Here is a 23,850-nt window from a genome sequence, read left to right as displayed (position 1 = left end):
CTCAGACCTCCTCGGTCCGGCCGGTGGCCGGGTGGTCGCGGTCGATGAGCGCGGCGATCTCCGGGGCCCGGTCCCGGACGAAGTAGTGCTCCCCGCCGGGGACGACCGCCACGGAGACGTCGCGCACGAGGCGGCACCAGTCGCGGTGGCGCTCGGTGAAGCCCTCGGTGGCGGGGTCGGCGTCGCCGAAGATGGCGACGGTGGGGGCCCGTACGGGGGCGGGGGGCTCGGCCCGGCAGCGGCGCAGGTGGTTCATCGCGCCGACGTGGTCGTGCCGGCCGGCGGTCATCATGTGTTCCACGGCCGCCCAGTCCAGCGCGCCGGAGAACCCGCCGAGGCGGGTCAGGTAGCCGGCCCACTCCTCGTCGGAGGTGGCCCGCTCGGCGGCGAGGGCGGCGTCGGGGTCCTCGGCGGGCAGCGATGCGGCCAGGTACAGCCCGCGCAGGTCCGCCCCGGCGGCCTCCAGGCCCCGGGCCACGGCGGTGGCCATGACCGTGCCGGCGCAGTGGCCGTAGACGACGACGGGACCGTCGACGCGGCGGGTGACCTCGTCGACGCACCGCCGCACCACCTCGTCGAAGTCGAGGAAGTCGGCCGGGTCGCCGCCGGTGTCGTAGCCGGGCTGGTTGAGGGCGAGCAGCCGGAACCGCTCGGGCAGCGCCTGCGCCAGCGGCCGGTACGCGATCGCGTTGCCCCCGCCGTAGGGCAGGCAGACCACGGTGGTGGTGGCGGGGCGGCCGGGCGGGGTCAGCTCGTGCAGCAGCTCGCCGGCGCCGCCGCCGGTGCCGGTGCGGATCCGCTCGGCGAGACCCCGGATCGTCGGGTGCTTGAACAGCTCCACCACGGGCACCGGGTTGTCCAGGGCGACCATGGTGCGCACGGCGGCGAAGGAGTCCCCGCCGAGGGCGAAGAAGCTGTCGTCGATGGTGACGTCGTCGACGCCGAGGACGTCGCGCCACACGGCGGCGATGCGCCGCTCGCAGTCGTCGCGCGGCGCCTCGCCGCCCCCGGTGGCCGGGCCGGCGACGTCCCGGGTGGCGAGGGCCCGGCGGTCGACCTTGCCGTTGGGGGTGGTGGGGAACGCGTCGAGCACGACGATGGCGGCGGGCACCATGTGGGCGGGCAGCCGCTCGCCGAGCGCCGCGCGCAGGGCCTCGGTGTCCACCGGCCCGGCGGCGGTGAGGTACGCGGCGAGGGTGGTGTGGCCGGGGGTGCCCCGGGCCACCACGACCGCCTCGGTGACCTCCGGGCAGCGGCGCAGCGCCGACTCGATCTCGCCGGCCTCGATCCGCAGCCCGTGGATCTTCACCTGGAAGTCCATCCGGCCGAGCAGCTCGATCACCCCGTCGCGGCGGTACCGGGCCAGGTCGCCGGTGCGGTAGAGCCGCTCGCGGCGGCCGCCGGGCAGGTCGCGGACGACGAACCGCTCGGCGGTCAGCTCCGGCCGGTCCAGGTAGCCGCGGGCCAGGCCCGCCCCGGCCAGGTGCAGCTCGCCGGGGACGCCGACGGGCTGCGGGTGGCCGAACCGGTCCAGCACGTACGCCCGCTGGTTGGCCATGGGCCGGCCGTACGGGATGCTGGCCCACGCCGGGTCGACCTCGTCGACCTCGAAGATGATCGAGTCCATGGACGCCTCGGTGGCCCCACCGAGGGCGACGAACCGCACGTCGGGGGCGACGGCGCGCAGCCGGGCCGGCTGGCCGACGGGGATCCAGTCGCCGCCGAGCAGGGCCAGCCGCACCGTCGGCACCGCCTCGCCGTGCCGTTCCAGGTGCTCCAGCAGCAGGTCGAGCAGGGCCGGGGCGGAGTGCCACACGGTGACCCGGTGGTCGCGGACCAGCCGCGCCCAGGCCGCCGGCTGGCGGATCTCGTCGGGGGTGGGCAGCACGGTGGTGCCGCCCGCGCCGACGGTGCCGAGCAGGTCGTAGACGGACATGTCGAAGCTGGGCGAGGAGACGGCGAGCAGGGCGTCGCCGGTGCCGACGGCGAAGCGGGTGTTGAAGTCGGTGAAGTTGTTGACCGCGCCCCGGTGCCGCAGGGCGATGCCCTTCGGGTCGCCGGTGGAGCCGGAGGTGTAGATGACGTACGCGAGGTTGTCCGGGGTGACGCGGGTGTCGGGGCGGGTCGCCGGCCAGTCGCCGGAGTCGTCGTGCACGTCGACGAGGCGGGCCGCGTCGAGTTCGGCGGCGGCGAGCCGGTCGGTGAGGTCGGGCTCGGTGACGACGCCCCACAGGCCGGCGTCGCGGCACATGAACTCCAGCCGCCGCGCCGGGTAGTCCGGGTCCAACGGCACGAACGCCGCGCCGGCCTTGAGCACGGCGAGCACCGCCACCGGCTGGGCCGGGCTGCGACGCAGGCAGATGCCGACCAGGGTGTCGGGTCCCACGCCGGCGGCGACGAGCCGGTGGGCGAGCCGGTTGGCCCGCCGCTCCAGCTCGGCGTAGCTGAGGGTGGTGTCGCCGCAGACGACGGCGGGGTGGTCGGGCTGCCGGCCGGCGCGCTCCTCGAACAGGTGGTGCAGGCAGCGGTCGGTGGGCAGGTCGGTGGCGGTGTCGTTCCACCGCCACACGGCGTCGTCGATCTCGGCGTCGGTGAGCATGGTCAGCTCGGTCACCGGCCGGTCGGGCTCGGCGACCGCCGCCGCCCAGAGCCGCACCAGGTGGTCGAGCATCCGGGCGATCGTGTCGTCGTCGAACAGGTCGCTGCGGTAGACGCTGTCGACCTCGGGTTCGGCGCCGCCGCTGCGCAGCACGAAGCCGAGGTCGAACCGGGCGGTGGTGAACTCCGGCTGGATCGCCTCGGCGGTCAGGCCGGCGAACTCCGGCAGCCCCTCGGTGGCGTCGTCGACGTTGACGTACACCCGGAAGAACGGCGCCTGGCCGGCCTCGCGGGCCGGGGCCAGTTCCTGGACGAGCACGTCGAACGGCAGGTCGGCGTGGGCGAACGCGTCGCGGGTGGTCGCGGCGGCCCGGCGCAGCAGGTCGGTGAACGAGGGCGCGCCGGACAGGTCGGCGCGCAGGACCACCGTGTTGGGGAAGAAGCCGATCAGGTCGGCCAGCTCGGCGCGGTCGCGGGGCGAGTGCACGGTGCCGAGGGCGATGTCGTCCTGGCCGCCGTAGCGCTGCATGAGCAGCCCCGCCCCGGCCACCACGGCGTCGAGGAGGGTCGCGCCGCACGCGTCGGCGAGGGCGCGGACCCGGCGCAGCAGGGCCGGGTCGACGGCGGCGCGCCGGAAGCCGCCGTCGGTGGCGGAGGCGCCGGCGGCGGGCCGGTCCGTCGGCAGGTCCAGGGCCGGCAGGTCGCGCAGCCGCTCCCGCCAGTACGCGAGCTGCCGTTCGCGCAGCGGGCCGGCCAGCGCCGCCCGTTCCCGCGCGGCGTGGTCGGCGTACTGGACGGCCAGCGGCGGCAGGTCGGCCGGCGCACCGGTCGCGGCGGCCCGGTAGAGGGCCGCCAGGTCGCGGTAGAGCACCGGGGTGGACGGGGCGTCGATGGCGATGTGGTGCACGCTCAGCAGCAGGACGTGCTCGTCGGCGGCGACGCGCAGCAGCCGGGCGCGCAGCACCGGGCCCTCGGCCAGGTCGAAGGGGCGGGTCTCGGCGTCCTCGAAGGCGGCGTCGAGGGCCTCCTCGCGGTCGTCGTCGGTCAGCGCGGACAGGTCGGTCAGCGGCACCGGCACCGGCTCGGCGGGACGGACCACCTGCACCGGCTCGCCGGCCTCGGCCCGGTAGACCGTGCGCAGCACCTCGTGCCGGGCGACCAGCGCGGTGACCGCGTCGGTCAGTGCCGCCGCGTCGAGGTCACCCCGGAACCGCAGCGGCACCAGCACGTTGTACGCGCTGCGCTCCCCCTCCAGCTGGCTGAGCAGCCACAGCCGCCCCTGGGCGAACGAGGTGGGGGCCCGGCGGGACCCGTCCGGGTCGGGGCCGGACCGGGCCGGCTGACGCGTCGGTTCGTACACCTCAGTCATGTCTGTCGCGACCTCCACTCCCTGGATCTCCGCACGGCGGTTGGGCACCATCGGACCGGTCGGATGTGAGTGGGGCGACGGTAGGAAGCGCCGGTTCGCGTCGGGTTACGCGCCGGCCCGGCGCACGGCGGTGCACAGGGCGGCGACCGCCACCGCGACCCCGCCGGCCCCGGCCACGACGAAGGTCACCGGCGCGCCGTGGCGCTGGGCCAGCCAGGTGAACGCCGCCGCGCCGACGCCGCCGAGGGAGAAGTGGATCGTCCAGAACGCGGCGGTGACCCGGCCGAGCAGGTGCTCCGGCGTCACCTCCTGGCGCAGCGACAGCGAGCAGATGCCGCCGACGCTGAGGCAGCCGAAGTAGACGGCCACGAGCGCGCCGACCTCGGCGGGCCGGCGGGTCGACGCGAGGGCCGCGACCGCGCCGCCGGTGGCCGCGGTCGCGCCGATCCAGCACGCCCCGAACCCGAACCGCCGGCGCAGCCGCGCGACGACCAGCGATCCGGTGACCGTGCCCGCGGCGCCGGCGGCGAGCACCAGGCCGACCGTGCCGTCGGGCTGGTGCAGGCCGTGCTTGAGGTGGTAGACGACCACGTCGTCCATGCCGTAGGTGAGCAGGAGGAAGACGGTCAGCAGCGCGGTCAGCGGGCGCAGCACGCGGTGACGCCACAGGAACCGCGCCCCGGCGAGGAACTCCGCCCACGGCCCGGGGCGGCCCGCCGCGTCGGCGGTCGCGGCGCGACGGGCGGGAAGGCGTACCAGCGTCAGCAGCGCCCCGGAGACGCCGAAGCTGGCGGCGTCGACGGCGAGCGCGCCGGCCGGGCCCCACCAGCCGGACACGGCGCCGGCCAGCGCGGGCCCCGCGACCGCCGCGAGGGCGGTGCCGGCGTGCAGCCGGCCGTTCGCCCGGGTCAGCTCCGGGCCGTCGACCAGGCCGCGCACCGCCGTGACGGCGGCGACCTGGAACACCATCCCGATCGCCGCGGCCAGCGGCAGCAGCACGAACAGCGGCCAGACCGGTGGGGTCGGGGCCAGCCACCACACCAGCGGGACCACCGCGAACAGCAGCATCCGCGCCGCGTCCGCGCCGACCAGCAGCGCCCGCCGGTCGAAGCGGTCCGCGACGACGCCGGCGAACAGGCCGGCGACCACCGCGGCCGCGCCGGACGCGCCGGTGAGCAGGCCGGCCGTGGCGATCGACCCGGTCGCGTCGAGCACCAGCAACGGCACCGCGAGCTGGGAGAACGAGTCGCCGAGCACGGAGAGGACCTGCGCCGCCCAGAGCGCGCGGAAGCCCCGGCTGCGCCCCGGCGGCGCGGGCGCGACCGACGTCCCCGTGGTCGCCGTCACCGGGCCGAGGGTAGCCCACCGGGAGGGGCCGCGCGGGCCCTGGGAATCGCGGTGGCGGCAATTCCCGAATGGTGTCGACCGCCGTCGCCTTCACGTTTCGCGACCGAGTCGTCTTTCTTACAATGGTCAATTCCGTGCCCCACCCCCGAAAGGATCTGCGAATACCATGCACAGGTGAAGGAGAATCACGGCCGTCAGCCATGGGTGGTGCGCATCCGTGGCGCCCGCGGCGTGATTTTCGGCAGCGGGACGCTGCTGGGCGACCGGCACGTCCTCACCTGCGCCCACGTCGTCGACCGTGCGGTCGGCCGCGCGGCGGCCGGGGCTGACCCGCCCGCCGACCGGGTCCAGGTCGAGCTGGTCCGCCTGCCCCGGCTGCCCGCCCGGTCCGCCGGGGTCGTGGCCGGCGGCTGGGTGCCGGCGGGCAAGGAGGGCCAGGGCGACATCGCCCTGCTCGAACTCTCCGATCCGGTCCCCGGCCGCCCGGGCGCCGAGCTGCGGCGGCTGCCGCTGTGGGAGAAGCACGTCTACGCCTTCGGCTTTCCCAAGGAGTTCCGCGACGGCGAGACCGTCCACGCCGTCCTGCACGGGGGCACGGGCCCGGCCAACGAGTGGATGCAGATGGATCCGAGCCCGGCGACCCCCGGGCTCCGGGTGCGCAGCGGGTTCAGCGGCGCGGCGGCGGTCGACAACGAGACCGGCTACGTGGTGGGCATGGTGGTCTCCTACTACAGCGGCCCCGCCTCCGGCCGTTCGTTCATGATCCCCGTGGAGACACTGCTCAACCATCTGCCCCTGCTCCAGGCGTGGGTGGTCGGCGACTCCTCCGTCGACCGTGAGTTGACGTCGGTGGGCGGCGGCCGGGAGGACGGCGAGGTCGCCCGGCGCACGGCCGCGTTCTTCGCCCGCCGCTCACCGCAGAACGTCCTGGTGGTCGTCACCGGTCCGCCCACGTCGACGGCCTCGGCCACCGTGCGCCGGGCCGTGGTGCTGTCCAACCGGCAGCTCCGGCCGTCGTCGGTCGATCCGGCCGCCGCCGAACGGGACCCGTCGCTACCGCCGCTGGGCAGCATCGACCTGGCGCTGGACGCCGCCGGCAAGCCACCACGGGAGCTGGCCGCGCGGATCCTGGGCTTCGTCGGCTCCACCGGGCCCCCGGCGGAGGCCGCGGCGGGCGACCTGCTCGGCGACGCGTCGCCCCGGTCGCTGCTGATCGACGGCGTGGACGAGTCGAGCGACCCCAAGGCGCTGGTCGACGACGTCGTCGGCCCGATCGTCGACCGTGCCGCCGAACGCGACCTGCGGATCCTGGTGGGCTTCCGCAGCCCGGCGGTCGGCCTGCGGCTCGCGCTGCTGGCCCGCCGGATCGCCGGGCTGCGCGAGGCCGAACACCTGGCCCGCGAGCACCGCCGCCGGATCGAGGCACGCGTGCGCGGGCTGCCACCGGCGAAGCCGCGGGCCAGCCAGCTGCGGATCCGGCTCACCGCGCTGCTGGCCGCGGCCCGGGAGCCCGACCCCGGCCCGTTGCTGGAGCACCTGGCCGCCATGGAGCAGGGCACCGACCGGGCCCTGCACGAGGTGACCGCGCTGCGACACGAGCTGACCGCGCGGGCCACCGAGCACCAGCAGCTGCGGGGGCTGCTGGACGCGCACCGGGCCCGCGCCGTCGCCGGCGGGTTGACCGAGCACCGGGGTATCGGGCGGTTCTACCGGCGGGCCCACGACCTGCTCTGGGCCGGCCCCTGCGACCTCGCCGACGCCGCCGACGCCGTGCACGCCTACGCCGAGGCGGTCCGCCGTGCCCTCGACGACCGGCGGGAAGGGGCGCCGTCCTGATGCGCTGTGCGCGTACCCCGGACTGTCCGGGCGTCGTCGACGCCGACGGCTTCTGCGAGGTCTGCGGCCTCGCGCCCTGGCCGACGCGGCCGGCGCGCGCCGCGACGCCGACGGCCGGTGCGCCGGTCGGGCACGAAACCTGGCCGGTGGCGGGCCTGGTGTCCCTGCCGGTGCGCGACTTCACCGGCCACCGGCGCACGACGGCCGGCCTGACGGTGCCCGAGCACGAGCGGTTCTGCGCCAACCCCGCCTGCCGGCGGGAGGTCGGCCGGGGCGGGGCCGAGCGGCTCGACCACGGCTACTGCCCGCACTGCGGCACGCCCTTCGCGTTCGTCTCCGCCCTCGCGCCCGGCGACGTGGTGGCCGGCCAGTACGAAGTGGTCGGCTACCTGGCCCGGGGCGGCCTGGGGCAGGTCTACCTCGCCGAGGACGTCCACCTCGACCGCAAGCCCATGGCCCTGAAGCGGCTGATCAACAAGACCGAGCCCGACGCCCTGGCGATCGAGGTCTCCGAACGGCAGTTCCTGACCACCCTGGACCACCCGAACATCGTCCGGATCTTCAACTTCGTCAGCGCGGAGGACCGCCTCTTCGGCGGGCGGACCAGCTACATCGTGATGGAATACCTGGAGGGGATGCCGCTGCACGAGCTGTGGCAGGCGGCGGTCGACCCGGCCCGGCCGGCGGTCACGCTGCCCCTGGTGGAGGTGCTGGCGTACGGCCACGAGATCCTGACCGCGCTGGACCACCTGCACGGCAAGGGGCTGCTCTACACCGACCTGCACCCGGGCAACGTCATCCGCACCGCCGACCGGGTCAAGCTGATCGACCTCGGCGGGGTGCGCCGGGCCGACGACCGGCACAGCCCGAGAGTGCGCACCGAGACCTACGGGGTCAGCCCCACGGAGCTGGCCGCGCACGGGTTCACGGTGCGCTCGGACCTCTACGCGGTCGGGGTCATGCTGCGGGAGCTGAGCCGCCCCCCGCTCGACTCCCCCGGCCGCGAGCCCGACCTCGGGGCGGAGTCCTTCGGGCGGCTGGTCACCCGGGCCGCCCATCCCGAGTGGCGTCGCCGCTTCGCGTCCGCCTCCGAGATGTCCGAGCAGCTCAAGGGTGTGCTGCGGGAGCTGTTGCCGGCTCCCCCGGCCGACCGTGGCCAGGAACCGTCGACCGTGTTCGCCCCCACGGCGGCGCTGCTCGACGCCGGGCTCGGCGCGGTGCCGGGGCTGGCCGCCTGGACGGACCCGGCCGCCGCCGACCTGCCGCACCACGGCCGCCCGGCGCCGCCCTCGGTGGCCACCGGCCTGCCGGTGCCCCGCCCCGCGGCCGGCGACCCCGCCACCCCCGCCCTGCACCTGATCGGCGCGCTCGACCCCCGCAGCCTGCTGGCCCGGCTCGCGGCGTTCGAGACGGCCTCGGTCGAGGTCCAGCTGTCGCGCTGCCGGGCGCACCTGGAGCTGGCCGGGGCGGGCCCGGCCGAGGAGGCCCTGGCCGTCGCGGCCGGGCTGCTGGCCGAGGACGCGGTGGCCGACTGGCGGCTGGTCTGGCACCACGGCCTGCTGGCGCTCGCCCGGTCCGCCGTGGCCGAGGCCACCGAGCGGTTCGACCGGGCGTACGCGGAGCTGCCGGGCGAGGTGGCGCCGAAGCTGGCGCTCGGCTACTGCGCGGAGCAGCGGGGCGACGCCGGCGAGGCGACCCGCTACTACCGGGCGGTGTGGCGTCGGGACCGGTCGGCCGCCAGCGCCGCGTTCGGTCTGGCCCGGCTGCGGCTGGCCGACGGCGACCGGGCGGCGGCGGTGCGGTTCCTCGACGGCGTCCCCCGCGTGTCCCGGCACTACGACGCCGCCCAGGTCGCGGCCGTGCGGGTGCTGGCCGCCCGGCTCGGCGACGACCCGCCCGGCGCGGAGCACCTCAACGAGGCGGTGCGCCGCCTCGGCCGGCTGCGGCTGGACGGGGGCGCCCGGCACGGGGAGGCCCGCGACCGGATGACGGCGGTGCTCCGGCAGGCCGCCCTGGGCCGGGTCCTCGTGCACGGCACCGCCGGCCTGGCCGGCGGCGAGACGCTGGGCGACGCGCCGTCGGAGCGGTCCCTGCGGCGGCTGCTGGAGAGCTCCCTGCGGGACCTGGCCCGGCAGGCGCGCACGGCCAACGACCACGGTGTCCTCGTCGACCGGGCGAACGCGGTCCGGCCACTGACCTTCCTGCGATCACGGTGAGGAGCGACCCGGTGTCCAGCGCGCTCGACTTCGACCTGCGGATCGACCACGACCGCTTCCTGTCCACGGGAGACCGCCAGTTGCACGCGATCCTCACCGTCACCGCGTCCGCCGGGGCGGGCGACGCCCCGGCGGAGGTCGACGGGGCCCGCTACGCGGAGGTGATCGTCGTCGACTGCTCCGGGTCCATGGCGCACCCGCCGACGAAGCTCGGCGCGGCCCGGCGGGCCACCGCCGCGGCCGTCGAGATGCTCCCGGACGGGGTCCGCTTCGCCGTGGTGGAGGGCACCCACGAGGCCCGGATGGTCTACCCCGCCCACCGGGGCCTGGCCGCCGCCGCACCGGCCACCCGGGACGCGGCCCGGCGCGAGCTGGGCCGGCTCGCCGCGGCCGGCGGCACGGCGATCGGCAGCTGGCTGGAGCTGGCCCGGGAGCTGCTGGCGGAGCACCCCGAGGCGATCCGGCACGCCCTGCTGCTCACCGACGGCCGCAACGAGCACGAGACGCCGCAGCGGCTGGCGGAGGTGCTGGCGGCCTGCGCGGGGCAGTTCGTCTGCGACGCCCGGGGCGTCGGCGACGCCTGGGAGCCCCGCGAGCTGACGCGCGTCGCCGAGGCGCTGCACGGCACCGCCGACGCGGTCCGTCGGCCCGAGGAGTTGGAGGCCGACTTCCGGGCGACCATGCGGGCCACGATGGCCAAGCGGGTGGCCCGGGCGGGCCTGCGGATCGCCGTGGTGCCGCCGGCGCGGGTGCTGTCCTGCCGGCAGGTGCATCCCACGATCATGGAGCTGCCCGTGACGCCGGTCGACGACCGGTCCGTGGCCTGCGCGACCGGCTCCTGGGGGGCGGAGAGCCGGGAATACCACCTGTGCCTCGAGGTGGACCCGGCGGGCCGGCCGACGGGCGAGGACCTGCGGGTCGCCCGCGTCGACCTGCTGGTGGACGACGCCCCGGCCGCCCGGCCGGTGAACGTCCTGGCGCACTGGACGGAGGACCTGGCCCTGTCCAGCCGGATCGACCCGCGGGTGGCCCACTACACGGGGCAGGAGGAGCTGAGCCGGCTCATCGCCGACGGCTGCGACGCGTACGACACGGGCGACCGGGCGACCGCCGCGCAGCTGCTCGGCCGCGCGGTGGAGCTGGCCACCGCCGCCGGTGACGCGTTCCACCTGGAGCAGCTTCGGCTGCTCGTCGAGGACGTCGACGCCACCTCGGTACGCCTGCGCGACGACCTGCCCCGGCTCGACGTGATCAGCGTGGCCGTGCGGTCGTCGGTCACGGTGCGCGACCAGGGGCCGCGGGCGGCGTCGGGGCCCGTGCCGGCCGCCGACGCCCCGCCCCGGGTCTGCCCGGCCGGCCACCGCTCGCCGCCGGACGCCCGGTTCTGCCAGCGGTGCCGCCACGAGTTCACCGACCCCGCCGACGCCGGCCCGGTGCCGACGTGAGCGGCACGGCGCTGACCAGCACCACCCGGCGGACGCTGCTGCGGCTGCTGTGGGCGCTGCTCGCCGCGAACGCGGTAGCGCTGGCCGGCTGCCTCGCGGTCTTCCTCGGGGTGCAACGCACCACGGAGGCCGCGTACGACCGTTCCGTGCCGGCGATCCTGGCCGTGTACGACACCCAGGTCGCCCTGCGGGAGGCCCACGGCGCGGCGGTGGCCAGCTTCGCCGCCGGCACCCGGCTGCTCGCCGGCCCGGGCGAGGACTACCAGAACCAGATCGCCCGCGCGGGCCAGCACCTGGCCGAGGTCGCGGAGGACAACGCCGCCGGCGACGAGGGCAGTCGCGACATCCAGGTCGTCGAGGCGTCGCTGGTCACCTACACCGGTCTGATCGAGCGGGCCCACGCGCACTTCGCCCAGCCCGGCGGCGGGGCGCTGGGCGCCGCCGCGCTGCGCGACGCGTCGGGCCTGCTGGAGGAGATCCTGGTGCGCCTCGACGGGCTGGTGGGGAAGCAGGACGCGGCGCTGGACCGGCAGGTCGACGGGGCCTGGACGGGCCGGGCGACGATCCTGCTCTGGCTGCTGCCGGTGCTCGTCCTCGGCGCGCTGCTGGTCGCCGCCCAGCTGTTCCTGCGTCGCCGGTTCCGGCGGGCGCTGAACGCGCCGTTGCTGCTGGCGACGCTCGCGGTGCTGGCGCTGGGCGGCACGACGGCGACGAGCCTGCACTCGACGGGCCAGCTCGGCGACGCCCGGGCCGCGACGGACCGGGCGGCCGACGCCCGGGGGCTCCAACTGGCGGCGCTGGCCGACCGCAACGCCACGCAGTTGGCCGGCCTGCTCACCACCGCCTGCACCCCGACGCCGTGCACGGACACGATCGAGCAGGTCCTCGCCCAGCGCGACGGCGATCGGGGGCCGGCCGAGGCGGCGGACCAGGTCGGGGCCGCCGGTCGCACGGCGTGGCGGCACGGCCAGGACGCCACCGGGCTCGCGGCGCGGGCCGCGAACAGTCGCGGCGGCGAGGTCGTCCTGCCGGCGGCGGCCCTGCTCGCCGCCGCGCTGGTGGTCGTCGGTTTCCTGCCCCGACTAGAGGAATACAGGTATCGGCAGCGATGAGACGCGGCGCGCTCGCCCTGATCCCGGTCCTGCTCGTCGGCGCCGGCCCGACCGCCTGCGCCGATCCTCCACGGCCGCGCGCCCTGAGCGTCGTCGCGTCCTGGTCGGAGGACGGCGTCGGCGGCACCGCGCAGGAGCGCAGGCGGCGCAGCGAGGCCTGGCCCTTCCTGGCGGTGCTGGACGCCTTCACGGCGGAGACCGGGATCGAGGTCAGCTACCAGGGCACCCGGGACGTCAGCCAGGTGCTGCGGTCCGGGGTCGACCGGGGCCGGCCGCCCGACGTGGCGGTGCTGCCCCGGCTCAACGACCTGAAGGCGTACGTGCGCAGCGGCGACCTGTTCCCGCTCGACGACGTCGTCCCGGCCGACGAGGCGGGTCTCGACCCGCAGCTGCTCCGGCTGCCGCCCCCGGGGGCCACGGATGCCCGGGTGTACGGGTTGTCCGTCGCCGTGCACGCCAAGAGCCTGATCTGGTACCGCACGAACGCACCGGGCGGTCCCACCGTGACGTCACCGCCGGCGACGTGGGCGGAGCTGGTGGCGCTGACCCGCGCCCTCGACACCCGTGAGGGCGCGCCGTGGTGCCTCGGGATGGGGTCGCAGCCGCAGTCCGGGTGGCCGGGCACCGACTGGATCGAGGACATCCTGCTGCACCGCTCCGGGCAGACCGTCTACCAGCGGTGGGCTGCCGGGCAGCAGGCGTGGACGTCGCCGGAGGTGCGGGGCGCCTGGCAGGAGTGGGGTGCGCTGGTGGGCGCCGGGCGGGGCACCCCCAACCCGTTGCTGACCAACTTCGACGTGGCGGGGCCGGGGATGCTCGTCTCGCCCCCGAGGTGCTTCCTCGACCATCAGGCCTCGTTCATCGTCGGGTCCTACCGGAAGTTCCTGGCCGAGCACCCCGAGAGGTCCGAGCCGGGCCCGTCGCCGGAGTTCGACTTCTTCCCCTCACCGGCGTTCGGCGCGACGGACGCGCCGGTGCGGGAGGTCTCCGAGGACGTGGTGGGCATGTTCGCCGACTCGCCGCAGGCCCGGGCGCTGATCCGTTTCCTGGCCGGCGAGCCGGCCCGCCGGGTGTGGCGGGAGGCGAGCGGCCACCTGGCGTTCACCCTGAACGCGGCCACCGACGCGGCGGCGTACCCGGACGGTCTGCCGCGCCGCATCGCGCGGACCCTCGCCACCGGCACGCTGTGCCGGGACGCCTCGGACATGATGCCGGCGGCGATGACCGCCGCGTTCCACTCGGCCGTCCTGCAGTACCTGGCGGATCCCACGCTGCTCGGCAGCCTGTTGAGGGAGTTGGATAGCGTGCGGAAGCGGACACCGCCGCAGGAGTGGCTGGGGCTGCCGTGCCTCAGCCCACCGGGGTAGCCATCGAGAAGGGACAGTGGATGAGCGAGGTGGTCGAGTTCGCCCTCGACGGCGGGGGGACCGTGCTCGTGGCCGTGGACGAGACGCCGGGGATCGCCCCGGCGTCCGTCGCCGACGACGTGCTCCGCCGGGCCGGGGTGAGCTTCAACAAGGCGATCGGCCAGGCGCGGGACGCCGCGTCGGCCGCGCTGACCGAGTTCCGCTCCATGGTGGACCGGCCGGACGAGGTGGAGATCAGCTTCGGGATCCAGCTGACGGCCGACGCGGGCGCGCTGATCGCCCGCACCGGCGTGCAGGGGCAGCTCCAGGTGACCGTGCGCTGGCACCGGGAGCCGAGCGCCTGAGCGGCGCCGTCGGGGTGACGTCGTCCGCCGGCGCTCACACCCCGTCCTGACCTGCGCGTACGCGGCGACATCGGGCCGCCCGGCGATCCGCCGGGCGGCCCTTCGCGTGCCCGGAGTCCATCCCGGCGACGCTGCGTGAGCGCGTCGGGACCGGGCGAACGGGATCGGCGCTGGGCTTGCGCGGGCTACTAAACCGGTCTAGCGTCCCTCTCCAACGGGGGGCGTTTGTTGCAGCGGTGTGAACCGAGCATTGCCGGACTATGGCCGAGAGGATGCCGCGCGTGGGACCGAGCCGACCGACCATCACCGACGTCGCGAAGGCCGCCGGAGTGTCCAAGGGCGCGGTGTCCTTCGCCCTCAACGGGCGTCCCGGGGTGGCCGAGGAGACCCGCGCCCGCATCCTGGCCGTGGCCGCGTCGCTGGGCTGGACCCCGAGCCACCGGGCCCGGGCCCTGTCCGCGTCGCGGGCGTTCAGCGTCGGCATGGTGATCGCGCGGCCGCCCGAGCTGCTCGGGGCCGACCCGTTCTACCCGTCGTTCATCGCCGGCGTGGAGCGGACCCTGTCCGACCGGGGGCAGTCGCTGGTGCTCCAGGTGGTGCCGGACCTGTCGGTGGAGGAGGCCAGCTACCGCCGGCTCGCCACGGCCGAGCGGGTCGACGGGGTGTTCGTGCTCGACCTGCGGCTCGGCGACCCGCGGATCGCCCTGCTGGCCGAGCTGGGGCTGCCGGCGGTCACCATCGGCCGGCCGGACGTGCCCAGCAACCATCCCGCGCTGCTGGTCGACGACCGGCCCGGGGTCACGGCGGCCGTGACCCACCTGGCGGGGCTCGGGCACCGCCGCATCGCCCACGTCTCGGGGCCGCTGCACTTCCTGCACGGCTCCGTGCGCCGCCAGGCGTGGGAGCAGGCCCTCGCCGACGCCGGCCTGACCGCCGGCCCGTGCGTCGAGTCGGACTTCTCGGCGGCCGGCGGCGCGCAGGCCACCCGCGCGCTGCTGGACACCGACGACCCGCCCACCGCGATCGTCTACGGCAACGACCTGATGGCGATCGCCGGCCTCTCGGTCGCCGTCCAGCTCGGCATCAGGGTGCCCGACGAGCTGTCGATCACCGGCTTCGACGACACGGAGCTCGCCGGCTACGTCACCCCCACCCTCACCACCGTCCGCACCGACCCCTTCGGCTGGGGCCGGGCCGCCGCGGACGCCCTGCTCGACCTCATCGACGGCCGGCCCGGCGCGGACATCCCCACCCCACCCGCGCCGCTGGTCGTGCGCGGATCGACGGCACCACCGCCCACCCGACACCCCTGAACAGAGCCCACCACACCCCGACCCAGCACCGCCTCACCCGCACCGCCGACGGCCACCGGCCCGGCGGGCGGACGAACCTGACCCCGTCCCGGATCGGAGAAGACATGAGACGGACCCTTCCCGCCGCCCTGCTGACCGTCGCCCTGGCCGCCACCGCCGGCTGCGGCGACTCCGGCGGCGGCGACGCCGGCAAGGCCAACGCCGCCCGCGGCCCGATCACCATCTGGCTGTCCAACAACGCCGAGGAGGTCGCCTGGGGCAAGGCGATGATGCAGGCGTGGAACGCCCAGCACGCCGACCAGACGATCACCGCCCAGGAGATCCCGGCCGGCACCAGCTCCGAGGAGGTCATCGGGGCGGCCATCACCGCCGGCAACGCCCCGTGCCTGATCTTCAACACCGCCCCCGCCGCCGTGCCGCAGTTCCAGAAGCAGGGCGGCCTCGTCGCGCTCGACTCCTTCGCCGGCGCCACCGACTACATCACCGAACGCACGGGCGAGACGGCCGGGCAGTACAAGTCGCCGGACGGCAAGTTCTACCAGCTGCCGTGGAAGTCGAACCCGGTGATGATCTTCTACAACAAGAAGGTCTTCGCCAAGGCGGGCCTCGACCCGGAGAAGCCGCAGCTGGCCACGTACGACCAGTTCCTCGCCGCCGCCCGCAAGATCAAGTCGTCCGGCGCCGCCCCGGCCGCCATCTACCCCGCGCCGACCAGCGAGTTCTTCCAGTCCTGGTTCGACTTCTACCCGCTGTTCGCCGCCGAGACCGGCGGCAGGCAACTCCTCGACGGCGGCAAGCCACAGTTCAACTCCCCGGAGGGGCAGCGGGTCGCGGAGTTCTGGAAGACCCTCTACGCCGAGGGCCTCGCCCCCAGGGAGAAGTACAACGGCGACTCCTTCGCCGACGGCAAGGCCGCCATGGCCATCGTCGGCCCGTGGGCCATCTCGGTCTACCGGGACAAGGTCTCCTGGGGCGCCGTGCCGGTGCCCACCTCCACCGGCATCCCCGCCGACCAGGTGCGGACGTTCAGCGACGCCAAGAACGTCGCCATGTACTCGGCCTGCCAGAACCGCGCCACCGCCTGGGACGTGCTGACGTTCGCCACCAGCAAGGAGCAGGACGGCGCGCTGCTCACCGCCACCGGCCAGATGCCGCTGCGGGCCGACCTGCCGGCCGCCTACCCCGACTACTTCGCGAAGAACCCGGCCTACCAGGGCTTCGCCCAGCAGGCCGCGCGCACCGTCGAGGTGCCCAACGTGCCGAACTCGGTGGCGATCTGGCAGGCGTTCCGCGACGCGTACACCGAGTCGGTGATCTTCGGTAAGAAGCCGGTGCCCGACGCCCTCTCCGCCGCCGCGGAGAAGGCCGAGCAGCTCGCCGCCTCCTGATGGCCGCCGCCCACGCCGCAGCCGCCGCCAAGGCCGGGCCGGTGGCCGGCGGCGACGGCGCCGGACGCCGCGCCCCGCGCGGCCGGGTGGCGGCGGTGCTCGGCCGCCACCCGGTGGGCCTGCTCCTGGCCGCGCCGTACGCCGTGTTCGTCGCCGCGGTCTTCGCCTACCCGCTCGGGTTCGCGGTCTGGATGAGCTTCCACGACTACTTTTTCGCCGCCCCCGGCGCGGTGGTGGACCGGCCCTTCGTCGGGCTCGACAACTACCGCGCGGTGCTGACCGACCCGCAGGTGCGCCAGGCGTTCGGCAACATCGGCGTCTTCCTCGTCATCAACGTGCCGCTCACCGCCGGGCTGGCGCTGCTGCTGGCGGTGGCGCTGAACAAGGTGGTGCGGGCGCGGACGTTCCTGCGGGTCGCCTTCTACGTCCCGTACGTCACCGCGAGCGTCGCCGTCGTCGGGGTGTGGCTGTTCCTGTTCAACTCCGACGGGCTGGTCAACCGGGTGCTCGGTCCGCTGGCGCCCGACCCGTCCTGGCTGGTCAACGAGGGCCTCGCGATGCCGGTGATCGCCGTGTTCGTGGCCTGGAAGCAGCTCGGCTTCTTCATCCTGCTCTACCTCGCCGCGCTGCAGAACGTGCCGAAGGAGCTGTACGAGTCGGCGGCCGTGGACGGGGCGTCGGCGTGGGCCCGGTTCCGGTCGGTGACCGTGCCGGCGGTGCGCCCGGCGACCGCCCTGGTGGTCATCCTGGCCACCATCACCGGCGCGAACCTGTTCACCGAGCCGTACCTGCTCACCGGCGGCGGGGGGCCGAACGGGTCGTCGGCGTCGCCGGTGCTGGTCATGTACCAGCGCGGCATCCAGCAGGGCCAGCCCGACGTGGCCGCCGCCATCGGCGTGCTGCTGGTGATCGGCGTGCTGGTGGTCTCGGCGATCAACCGGCGGCTGCTGGAGAGGGACTGACATGCCACGCACCCCCGCGAAGCCCACCACCGGCGGCCGGCTGGCCACGGCGCTGCGCGCCGTCGCGCTGTTCGGCGGCGCGCTGGTCTTCCTGTTCCCCTTCTACTACATGTTCGTCGGCTCGTTGCAGGCCGAACCGGACACCTCCCCGGCCGGGGCGTTCCCCACCTCGGGGCTGACCCTGGACAACTACCGGGACATCAACGCCCGGGTCGACCTGCTCGGCTCCCTGGTCAACTCGGGGATCTTCACCGGCGGGGTGATCGCCTGCACGGTCGTCTTCGGCATCCTCGCCGGCTACGCGCTGGCCCGGCTGCGCTTCCGCGGCCGGGGCACGCTGTTCGCGCTCGTGCTGCTGGTGCAGGTGATCCCGTTCCAGCTCCTGCTGATCCCGCTGTACGTGCTGATCGTGCGCGGCTACGGGCTGGCCGACTCGTACCTCGGGATGATCCTGCCGTTCGCGATCAACACCACGGCCGTGTTCGTGTTCCGGCAGTTCTTCCTGCAGCTGCCCGACGAGCTGTTCGCCGCCGCCCGCGTCGACGGCGCGGGCGAGCTGCGGGTGCTCTGGTCGGTGGCGCTGCCGCTGGTGCGCCCGGCGCTGCTGACCGTCGTCCTGCTGACGTTCATCGGCCCGTGGAACGAGTTCCTGTGGCCGTTCCTGGTGACCAAGCAGGCGGACATGCAGCCGCTGGCGGTCTCGCTGGCCAACTACATCAGCAACGTGGCGGCCCGCGCCGCCAACCCGTACGGGGCGGTGCTGGCCGGGGCGTGCGTCCTGGCCGCCCCGGCGGTCGGCCTGTTCCTGGCCTTCCAGAAGCACTTCGTCTCCACCGACATCGGTTCCGGCGTGAAAGGTTGACGATGACTGTCTCCACCACCGTCCCCTACACCCTGACCAGGGTCGGCGTCGTGATGACGCCCGAGCCCGGCCAGCTTCTGGAGGCCGAGGGGGTGTTGAACCCGGCCAGCGGCCGCACCCCCGACGGGCGGCTGCACCTGCTGCCCCGCCTCGTGGCCGAGGGCAACGTGTCCCGCGTCGGCCTCGCCGAGGTCGAGCTGCGCGACGGCGTGCCGGCCGGGGTCCGCCGCGAGGGCGTCGTCCTGGCCCCCGACGAGGGCTGGGAGCGGGGCAAGAACAACGCCGGGGTCGAGGACCCCCGCACGACCTGGGTGCCGGACCTCGGCAAGCACCTGATGACGTACGTCGCGTACGGGCCGCTGGGCCCGCGCCTGGCCCTGGCGGTGTCGGAGGACCTGCGGCACTGGCGGCGGCTCGGGCCGGTGCAGTTCGGCTACCAGCCCGACCTGGACACCGACCTGAACATGTTCCCCAACAAGGACGCCGTGTTCTTCCCCGAGCCGGTGCCCGGCCCGGACGGGCGGGACTGCTTCGCGATGCTGCACCGGCCGATGTGGGACCTGGGCTGGTTCCGCCCCGGCGAGGGGGTGCACCTGCCCGCTGGCGTCACCGACGAGCGGCCCGGCATCTGGATCTCCTACGTGCCGGTCGACGAGGTGCGCGCCGACGTCGGGGCGCTCGTGCGGCTGCGCGGGCACCGCTGCGTGGCGCTGTCGGAATTCCCGTACGAGGAGCTGAAGATCGGCGCGGGCCCGCCGCCGCTGCGGGTGCCCGAGGGCTGGCTGCTGATCCACCACGGGGTCACCGGCGAGATCCCCGAGGGCTTCGACCCCACCACCCAGCGCGTCGAGTACGCCGCCGGGGCGATGCTGCTCGACCCGGCCGACCCGTCGCGGGTGCTGGCCCGCACCGCCGAGCCGATCCTCGTGCCGGAGCTGGCCGAGGAGCGCAGCGGCACCGTGCCGAACGTGGTCTTCCCGACCGCCATCGAGGAGGTCGACGGCGTCCACTACGTCTTCTACGGCATGGCCGACTCCCGCATCGGCGTGGCCCGGCTGGACCGGCTCCCGTGACGACACCCCTGTCCCGACCGCACCGAGGAGCCACCGTGAAGCGCCGCACCCTGATGCTGGGCGGGCTCGCCCTGACCACTCCCCTGCTCGCCGGCTCCCCCGCCGGGGCCGCCCCCGCCGCCGCGCCGTCCACCGCCACGGGCCCGGCCGGCGGGCCGCTGACGAACCTGGCGCACCTGGACTTCCTGCGCCAGGCCGTCGCCCCGCCCGCCCAGGACGGGCACACCACCTACCGGCTCGCCGAGTCCCCCGAGGTCGGCATGCTGTGGACGTACGCGGAGCCGGGGCCGGACGGCGACCTGCGCCGCGTCGGCGGCGGCGCGTACGACGCGGCCACCGACACCTGGGGGCAGGGCGCGTACAACGCCGACGACGTGTCCCGGGCCGCCGTGGTCTACCTGCGGCACTGGGTGCAGACCGGGGCGGCGGGCAGCCGGGACGCCTCCCGGGAGCTGCTGCGCGGCCTGACCTACCTGCAGACGACGACCGGGCCGCACGCCGGCAACGTGGTGCTGTGGGCACAGCCCGACGGCACGCTCAACCCGAGCGCCGAGCCGGTGGAGCTGCCGGACCCGTCCGACAGCGGCCCGTCGTACTGGCTGGCCCGCACCGTGTGGGCGCTCGGCGAGGGGTACGCGGCCTGGCGCACCGCCGACGCCGGGTTCGCCGGTTTCCTGCACGAGCGGCTCGACCTGGCCGTCGGGGCGCTGGAGCGGCAGGTCCTGTCCCGGTACGGCACCTACCAGACCGTCGACGGCGAGCGCACCCCCGCGTGGCTGATCGCCGACGGGGCCGACGCCACCGCCGAGGCGGTCCTCGGGCTGGCCGCGTACGTGCGGGCCGGCGGCGGGCCGGCGGCCCGCCGGGCGCTGCGCCGCTTCGCCGAGGGCATCGCCGCCCTCTCCGGTGGCGACGCCCGGCACTGGCCGTTCGGGGCGGTGCGCCCGTGGGCGCTGTCGCGGTCGATGTGGCACGGCTGGGGCTCGCAGATGCCGGCGGCGCTGGCCGCCGCCGGCAGGGCGCTCGGCGACCGGCGGCTGCTCGACCCGGCGGTCGCCGACTCCGCCACGTTCACCCCGTGGCTGCTCACCTCCGGCGGCCCGGACAACGGGCGGATCCCCACGCCGGTGGACCGCAGCCAGATCGCCTACGGCGTGGACTCCCGCCTGCAGTCGCTGCTCGCCGTCGCCGATGCCACCGGGCGCGACGGCTTCGACCAGCTCGCCGGGGTGGTCGCGGCCTGGTACTTCGGCGCGAACGCGGCCGGCGTGCCGGCGTACGACCCGGCGACGGGGCGCACGATCGACGGCATCTCCGGCGACGGGGCCGTCAACCGCAACTCCGGGGCCGAGTCGACCATCCACGGCCTGCTCAGCATGCTCGCCCTGGACGCCCGGCCGCAGGTGGCGCAGGCGGCCCGGCAGGGCCGGATCGTGGAGCGGGTCGGCACCCGCGTGGTCGAGGCGGAGCAGGGCGCGCGCGACGGCGGGGCCGCCGTGGTGACCCCGGCCTCGTCGTGGACCGGGGAGTCGTCGATCAGCGGCGGCAGCCTCGTGCGGATGCCCGCCGGGTCGACCGTGCGCTGGGAGCTGCCGCCGTCGGCCCAGCCGGAGCTGGTGCTGCCGGTGGTCGACCTGACCCCGGGCGCGTCGGCGGTCACCCGCTGGGCGGGCGTGTCCGGCGACGGCCGGGAGCTGCCGCTGGGCCAGGTACGGCACGGGCAGGCCGGCGCGCAGGGCACCTCCCCCGCGCCGGGGGTGCTGCTGCCGGTGACCCCGTCCGGGCCGGGCGAGCTGCCGGCGGGGGCGACGGCGCTGGTGGCCACGGCCGCCGGGGACGGCGCGGTGGTCGACGCGGTCATGCTGGAGCCGCTGCTGTCCCGGTTCGTCGTCGCCGGGGACGGCCACGCCACGGCGGTGCTGCGCAGCGCCGCCCGCACGCCCCGCACGGCCACGCTCACCCTGCCCGGCGCGGGGCGGGCCGTCGTCGAGGCGTACGACTCGGCGGGGGTGCGCCGGTCGCGGACGGTGGCGTCCGGCGCGGCCGTGCCGGCGTCGGTGCTGCCCGGCGGCTTCACCGTCGTGCGGCGCTGACCGTCGGAGCCGCTGACCGTCGTGCGGCGCTGTTGATCGTGGCGCGGGGCCGGCCCGGACGTCGTTGGCCGGGCCGGCCCCCGCACGCGGGTCAGACCGCGACGACGCGGTTGTCCACGATGGAGCTGAACGTCGACTCGGGCGCGATGAGGCCCCACTTCACCATCCACCGGTAGGTGCGCTCGAACTCGGCCTCCGGGTAGGGCTCGGGGTCGATGTAGCGCAGTCGGCCGAGCCGGAAGTCCGCCGGCTCCAGCTTGACCAGGTCCTCGGGGACCTCGGCGACGAAGTGGTGCAGGTACGGCCGGATGTCCTCGTTGATCTTCTTGACGGCCCGGCGGACGGCCCGGTCGACGGCGGCGAAGGTCTCCGGGTCGACGTCGGCGCTGGCGATCTCCGAGCCGACGTAGAACGCCTCGGTGACCAGCACGTAGCCGAGCTTCTCGGCGGCGGTGGTCCACGGCTCCATCAGGGCCACGGCGTCGATCTCGCCGTCGCGCAGCTTGCGGAACCGCTCGGCCGGCCCGCCGGCGTGCACCACCTTGATCTCGTCCTGCTCCAGGAAGCCTTCGAGGGACTGGATGGCCAGGTAGTGCGAGCCGTGGTGGAAGTTGACGCCGACGGTCTTGCCGGCCAGCCCCTGCGGGTGCTTGATGTCGGAGTCGGGCCGCACGAAGATCGCCTGGCTGGCCACGGAGGCGCGCTTGGCGATGATCTGCCCGCCGCGCTCGCTGTCGTGGGAGCGGCGGATCTGCCCCCACTCGCAGGCCCGGTAGAGGGAGACGTCGCCGCTCTCGAACGGCGTGGAGATGCCGCCGAACGAGCTGACCAGCTCGTGCTCCTCGATCGGCTTGAGCACCGCGTCGTACGAGCCGGGGGCGACCAGCTCCAGGTCGATGCCCTCCTCGGCGAAGTAGCCGTGTTCCAGGCCGACGAGGTACGGCAGGGTGAAGATGGCGCCGCTGCGGACGCTCCTGACCTTCTTGAGTGTCACCGGGGTGGTCCCTTCTGTGCTGGTTGGTGCTGTGCGTTATCTGGCGGGGGTAGCGGTCGGTGGTGCCGTCGGCGCGTCCTCGATCCCCACCACCTCCTCTCCGGCCGGCCGGTCGGGTGGCGGCCGGAACAGCCGCCACGTCGCGTACGCGCAGTACGCGGCGGTCGCCGCCACCAGCGCGTACGCGACGCGCAGGGCGGTGGTGAAGTCGTCGCCGGCCTCGGCGGCGACCCGGGCGATGTCGTCGGTCGGCTGGCCGGTCAAGGCCAGCACCGACACCACCACCGCGCCGAGGACGGCGACCCCGAGGTTCGTGCCGATCTGCCGGGAGGCGCTGGTGATGGCGCTGGCCACCCCGGCCCGCTCGCGGGGCAGGCTGTTCACGGCCGTGTTGGTGGCCGGCGGGTTGACCAGGCCCATGCCGGCGCCGAGCAGGAGGTAGCCGACGAGCAGCGGGGCCAGGCCCGCGTCGGTGGTGACGGTCAGGGCGAGCAGGGTCATCGACGCCACGAACGACAGGTGCCCGACGGTGGCGGGCAGCCGGCCGCCGTGCCGGCCGACGATCCGGCCGGAGACGTTGGCGAGCACGAGCGTGCCGAGGGTGGTGGGCAGGGTGAGCAGGCCGGTGGCCAGCGGGCTGAACCCGCGCACCTGCTGCAGATAGAAGGTGTTGACGAAGGTGAACCCGCCCAGCGCCAGGTATGCCACGACCGCGGTGAGCACCGCGCCGCGCAGCGCGGGGATCGCCAGGTGGCGCGGGTCGAGCACGGGGTCGGGGCGGCGGCGGGCGGCCGGCACGTACCCGACGGCGGCGGCCACGGCCACCGCCACCGCGACCAGGACGGGCCCGCTCAGCCAGCCCCGGCTCGGGCCGTCGATCAGCGCGAACGTGAAGCCGACCAGCACCAGGGCGGCCAGGGTGTTGCCCAGCCCGTCGAGGCGGCGGGGCGGGCCGTCGACGACGCCCGGCGGCAGCAGCAGGGTGCCGGCGTAGAGCACCGCCGCGCCGGCCACGCTGACGGCGAAGAGGCTGCGCCAGCCGGCAGCCTGCACCAGCACCCCGCCGACCAGGGGCCCGCAGGCGGCGGAGACCCCGGCCGTCGCGCTCCAGGTGCCCAGCGCCCGGCCTCGCCGCAGCGCGTCGGGGAACAGGTTGGCGATGAGGGCGAGGGCGGGCGGGGCCATCAGCGCGCCCCCGACGCCCTGCACGCCCCGGGCGGCGATCAGGGCGGGCGCGTGCGGGGCCACCCCGCACAGCAGCGACCCCGCGACGAACACCAGCAGCCCGACCCGGAACATCCGCCGCCGCCCGTACCGGTCGGCGACCGCGCCGCACAGCAGGGTGAGGCTGGCCCGCACCAGCGCGTTGCTGGTCGCCACCCACTGCAGCTCGACCGTGCTCAGCCGCAGGTCGCGCTGCACCGACGGCAGGGCCAGGTTCAGCGCCGCGCCGTCGAGGACGCCGAGGAACAGCGTCCCGCAGCACACCAGCAGGGCGGCGCGGCTGCGCCAGGTGAGGGTCATCGTCGGC

General features: G+C 75.5%; 16 protein-coding genes. 12 read left to right on the top strand and 4 right to left on the bottom strand.

Going from position 1 to position 23,850, the window contains the following annotated elements:
* Position 1: 1 nt before the first annotated feature.
* Both ACVMYR_RS24145 and ACVMYR_RS24140 read right to left on the bottom strand, forming a co-directional pair.
* The gene (locus ACVMYR_RS24145; protein ID WP_457122819.1) at positions 2-3,967 is read right to left on the bottom strand and encodes a non-ribosomal peptide synthetase; all 3,966 of its coding nucleotides are present in this window, start codon (positions 3,965-3,967) and stop codon (positions 2-4) included.
* A gap of 105 nt (positions 3,968-4,072) precedes the next feature.
* On the bottom strand, positions 4,073-5,314 hold the full coding sequence (locus ACVMYR_RS24140) for an MFS transporter (RefSeq protein ID WP_396788563.1): 1,242 nt from the start codon (positions 5,312-5,314) through the stop codon (positions 4,073-4,075).
* Positions 5,315-5,488: 174 nt separating this feature from the next.
* Here ACVMYR_RS24140 and ACVMYR_RS24135 point away from each other — a divergent pair, with 174 nt between their 5' ends.
* The 12 genes from ACVMYR_RS24135 (at position 5,489) to ACVMYR_RS24080 (ending at position 21,325) form a co-directional block, all read left to right on the top strand.
* Positions 5,489-7,150, top strand: a complete 1,662-nt coding sequence (locus ACVMYR_RS24135; protein ID WP_457122818.1) for a trypsin-like peptidase domain-containing protein — start codon at positions 5,489-5,491, stop codon at positions 7,148-7,150.
* Positions 7,150-9,366: a tetratricopeptide repeat protein gene (locus ACVMYR_RS24130; RefSeq protein WP_457122817.1), complete on the top strand. Its 2,217-nt coding sequence runs from the start codon at positions 7,150-7,152 to the stop codon at positions 9,364-9,366. The genes ACVMYR_RS24135 and ACVMYR_RS24130 overlap by 1 nt, the downstream gene beginning before the upstream one ends.
* Positions 9,367-9,377: 11 nt before the next feature.
* Positions 9,378-10,811 carry a vWA domain-containing protein gene (locus ACVMYR_RS24125; protein ID WP_077939804.1) on the top strand — a complete coding sequence of 478 codons (1,434 nt, stop codon included), beginning with the start codon at positions 9,378-9,380 and terminating at the stop codon, positions 10,809-10,811.
* The gene (locus ACVMYR_RS24120) at positions 10,808-11,923 is read left to right on the top strand and encodes a hypothetical protein (protein ID WP_077939803.1); all 1,116 of its coding nucleotides are present in this window, start codon (positions 10,808-10,810) and stop codon (positions 11,921-11,923) included. The genes ACVMYR_RS24125 and ACVMYR_RS24120 overlap by 4 nt, the downstream gene beginning before the upstream one ends.
* A complete protein-coding gene (locus ACVMYR_RS24115) occupies positions 11,920-13,290 on the top strand; it encodes an ABC transporter substrate-binding protein (RefSeq protein WP_457122816.1) in 1,371 nt (456 codons plus the stop codon). The genes ACVMYR_RS24120 and ACVMYR_RS24115 overlap by 4 nt, the downstream gene beginning before the upstream one ends.
* Before the next feature lie 20 nt (positions 13,291-13,310).
* Positions 13,311-13,634 (top strand): CU044_2847 family protein, encoded by a 324-nt coding sequence (locus tag ACVMYR_RS24110; RefSeq protein WP_077939801.1) that lies wholly within the window; start codon positions 13,311-13,313, stop codon positions 13,632-13,634.
* A gap of 281 nt (positions 13,635-13,915) precedes the next feature.
* Positions 13,916-14,947, top strand: a complete 1,032-nt coding sequence (locus tag ACVMYR_RS24105; protein ID WP_228986571.1) for a LacI family DNA-binding transcriptional regulator — start codon at positions 13,916-13,918, stop codon at positions 14,945-14,947.
* A 104-nt stretch (positions 14,948-15,051) separates the two neighbouring features.
* Positions 15,052-16,335, top strand: a complete 1,284-nt coding sequence (locus tag ACVMYR_RS24100; protein ID WP_457122815.1) for an extracellular solute-binding protein — start codon at positions 15,052-15,054, stop codon at positions 16,333-16,335.
* Positions 16,335-17,297 (top strand): carbohydrate ABC transporter permease, encoded by a 963-nt coding sequence (locus ACVMYR_RS24095; protein ID WP_077939795.1) that lies wholly within the window; start codon positions 16,335-16,337, stop codon positions 17,295-17,297. Before ACVMYR_RS24100 ends, ACVMYR_RS24095 begins: the two co-directional genes overlap by 1 nt.
* Position 17,298: 1 nt before the next feature.
* A complete protein-coding gene (locus ACVMYR_RS24090; RefSeq protein ID WP_218107011.1) occupies positions 17,299-18,159 on the top strand; it encodes a carbohydrate ABC transporter permease in 861 nt (286 codons plus the stop codon).
* A gap of 2 nt (positions 18,160-18,161) precedes the next feature.
* The gene (locus ACVMYR_RS24085) at positions 18,162-19,232 is read left to right on the top strand and encodes a glycoside hydrolase family 130 protein (RefSeq protein ID WP_457122814.1); all 1,071 of its coding nucleotides are present in this window, start codon (positions 18,162-18,164) and stop codon (positions 19,230-19,232) included.
* 35 nt (positions 19,233-19,267) lie between these two features.
* A complete protein-coding gene (locus ACVMYR_RS24080) occupies positions 19,268-21,325 on the top strand; it encodes a hypothetical protein (RefSeq protein ID WP_457122813.1) in 2,058 nt (685 codons plus the stop codon).
* Between the two features lie 91 nt (positions 21,326-21,416).
* On the opposite strand, the gene ACVMYR_RS24075 is transcribed toward ACVMYR_RS24080, so the two are convergent.
* Positions 21,417-22,319, bottom strand: coding sequence for an ABC transporter substrate-binding protein (locus ACVMYR_RS24075; RefSeq protein ID WP_457122812.1), 903 nt, complete (start codon positions 22,317-22,319; stop codon positions 21,417-21,419).
* A 36-nt stretch (positions 22,320-22,355) separates the two neighbouring features.
* Positions 22,356-23,843 (bottom strand): MFS transporter, encoded by a 1,488-nt coding sequence (locus ACVMYR_RS24070; protein ID WP_077939791.1) that lies wholly within the window; start codon positions 23,841-23,843, stop codon positions 22,356-22,358.
* Positions 23,844-23,850 lie beyond the last annotated feature (7 nt).

The sequence above is a fragment of the Micromonospora sp. PTRAS2 genome (genome assembly GCF_054052245.1).
Note: the sequence above shows the minus strand (reverse complement) of the source record. Positions and strands in the feature narration are given on the sequence as shown.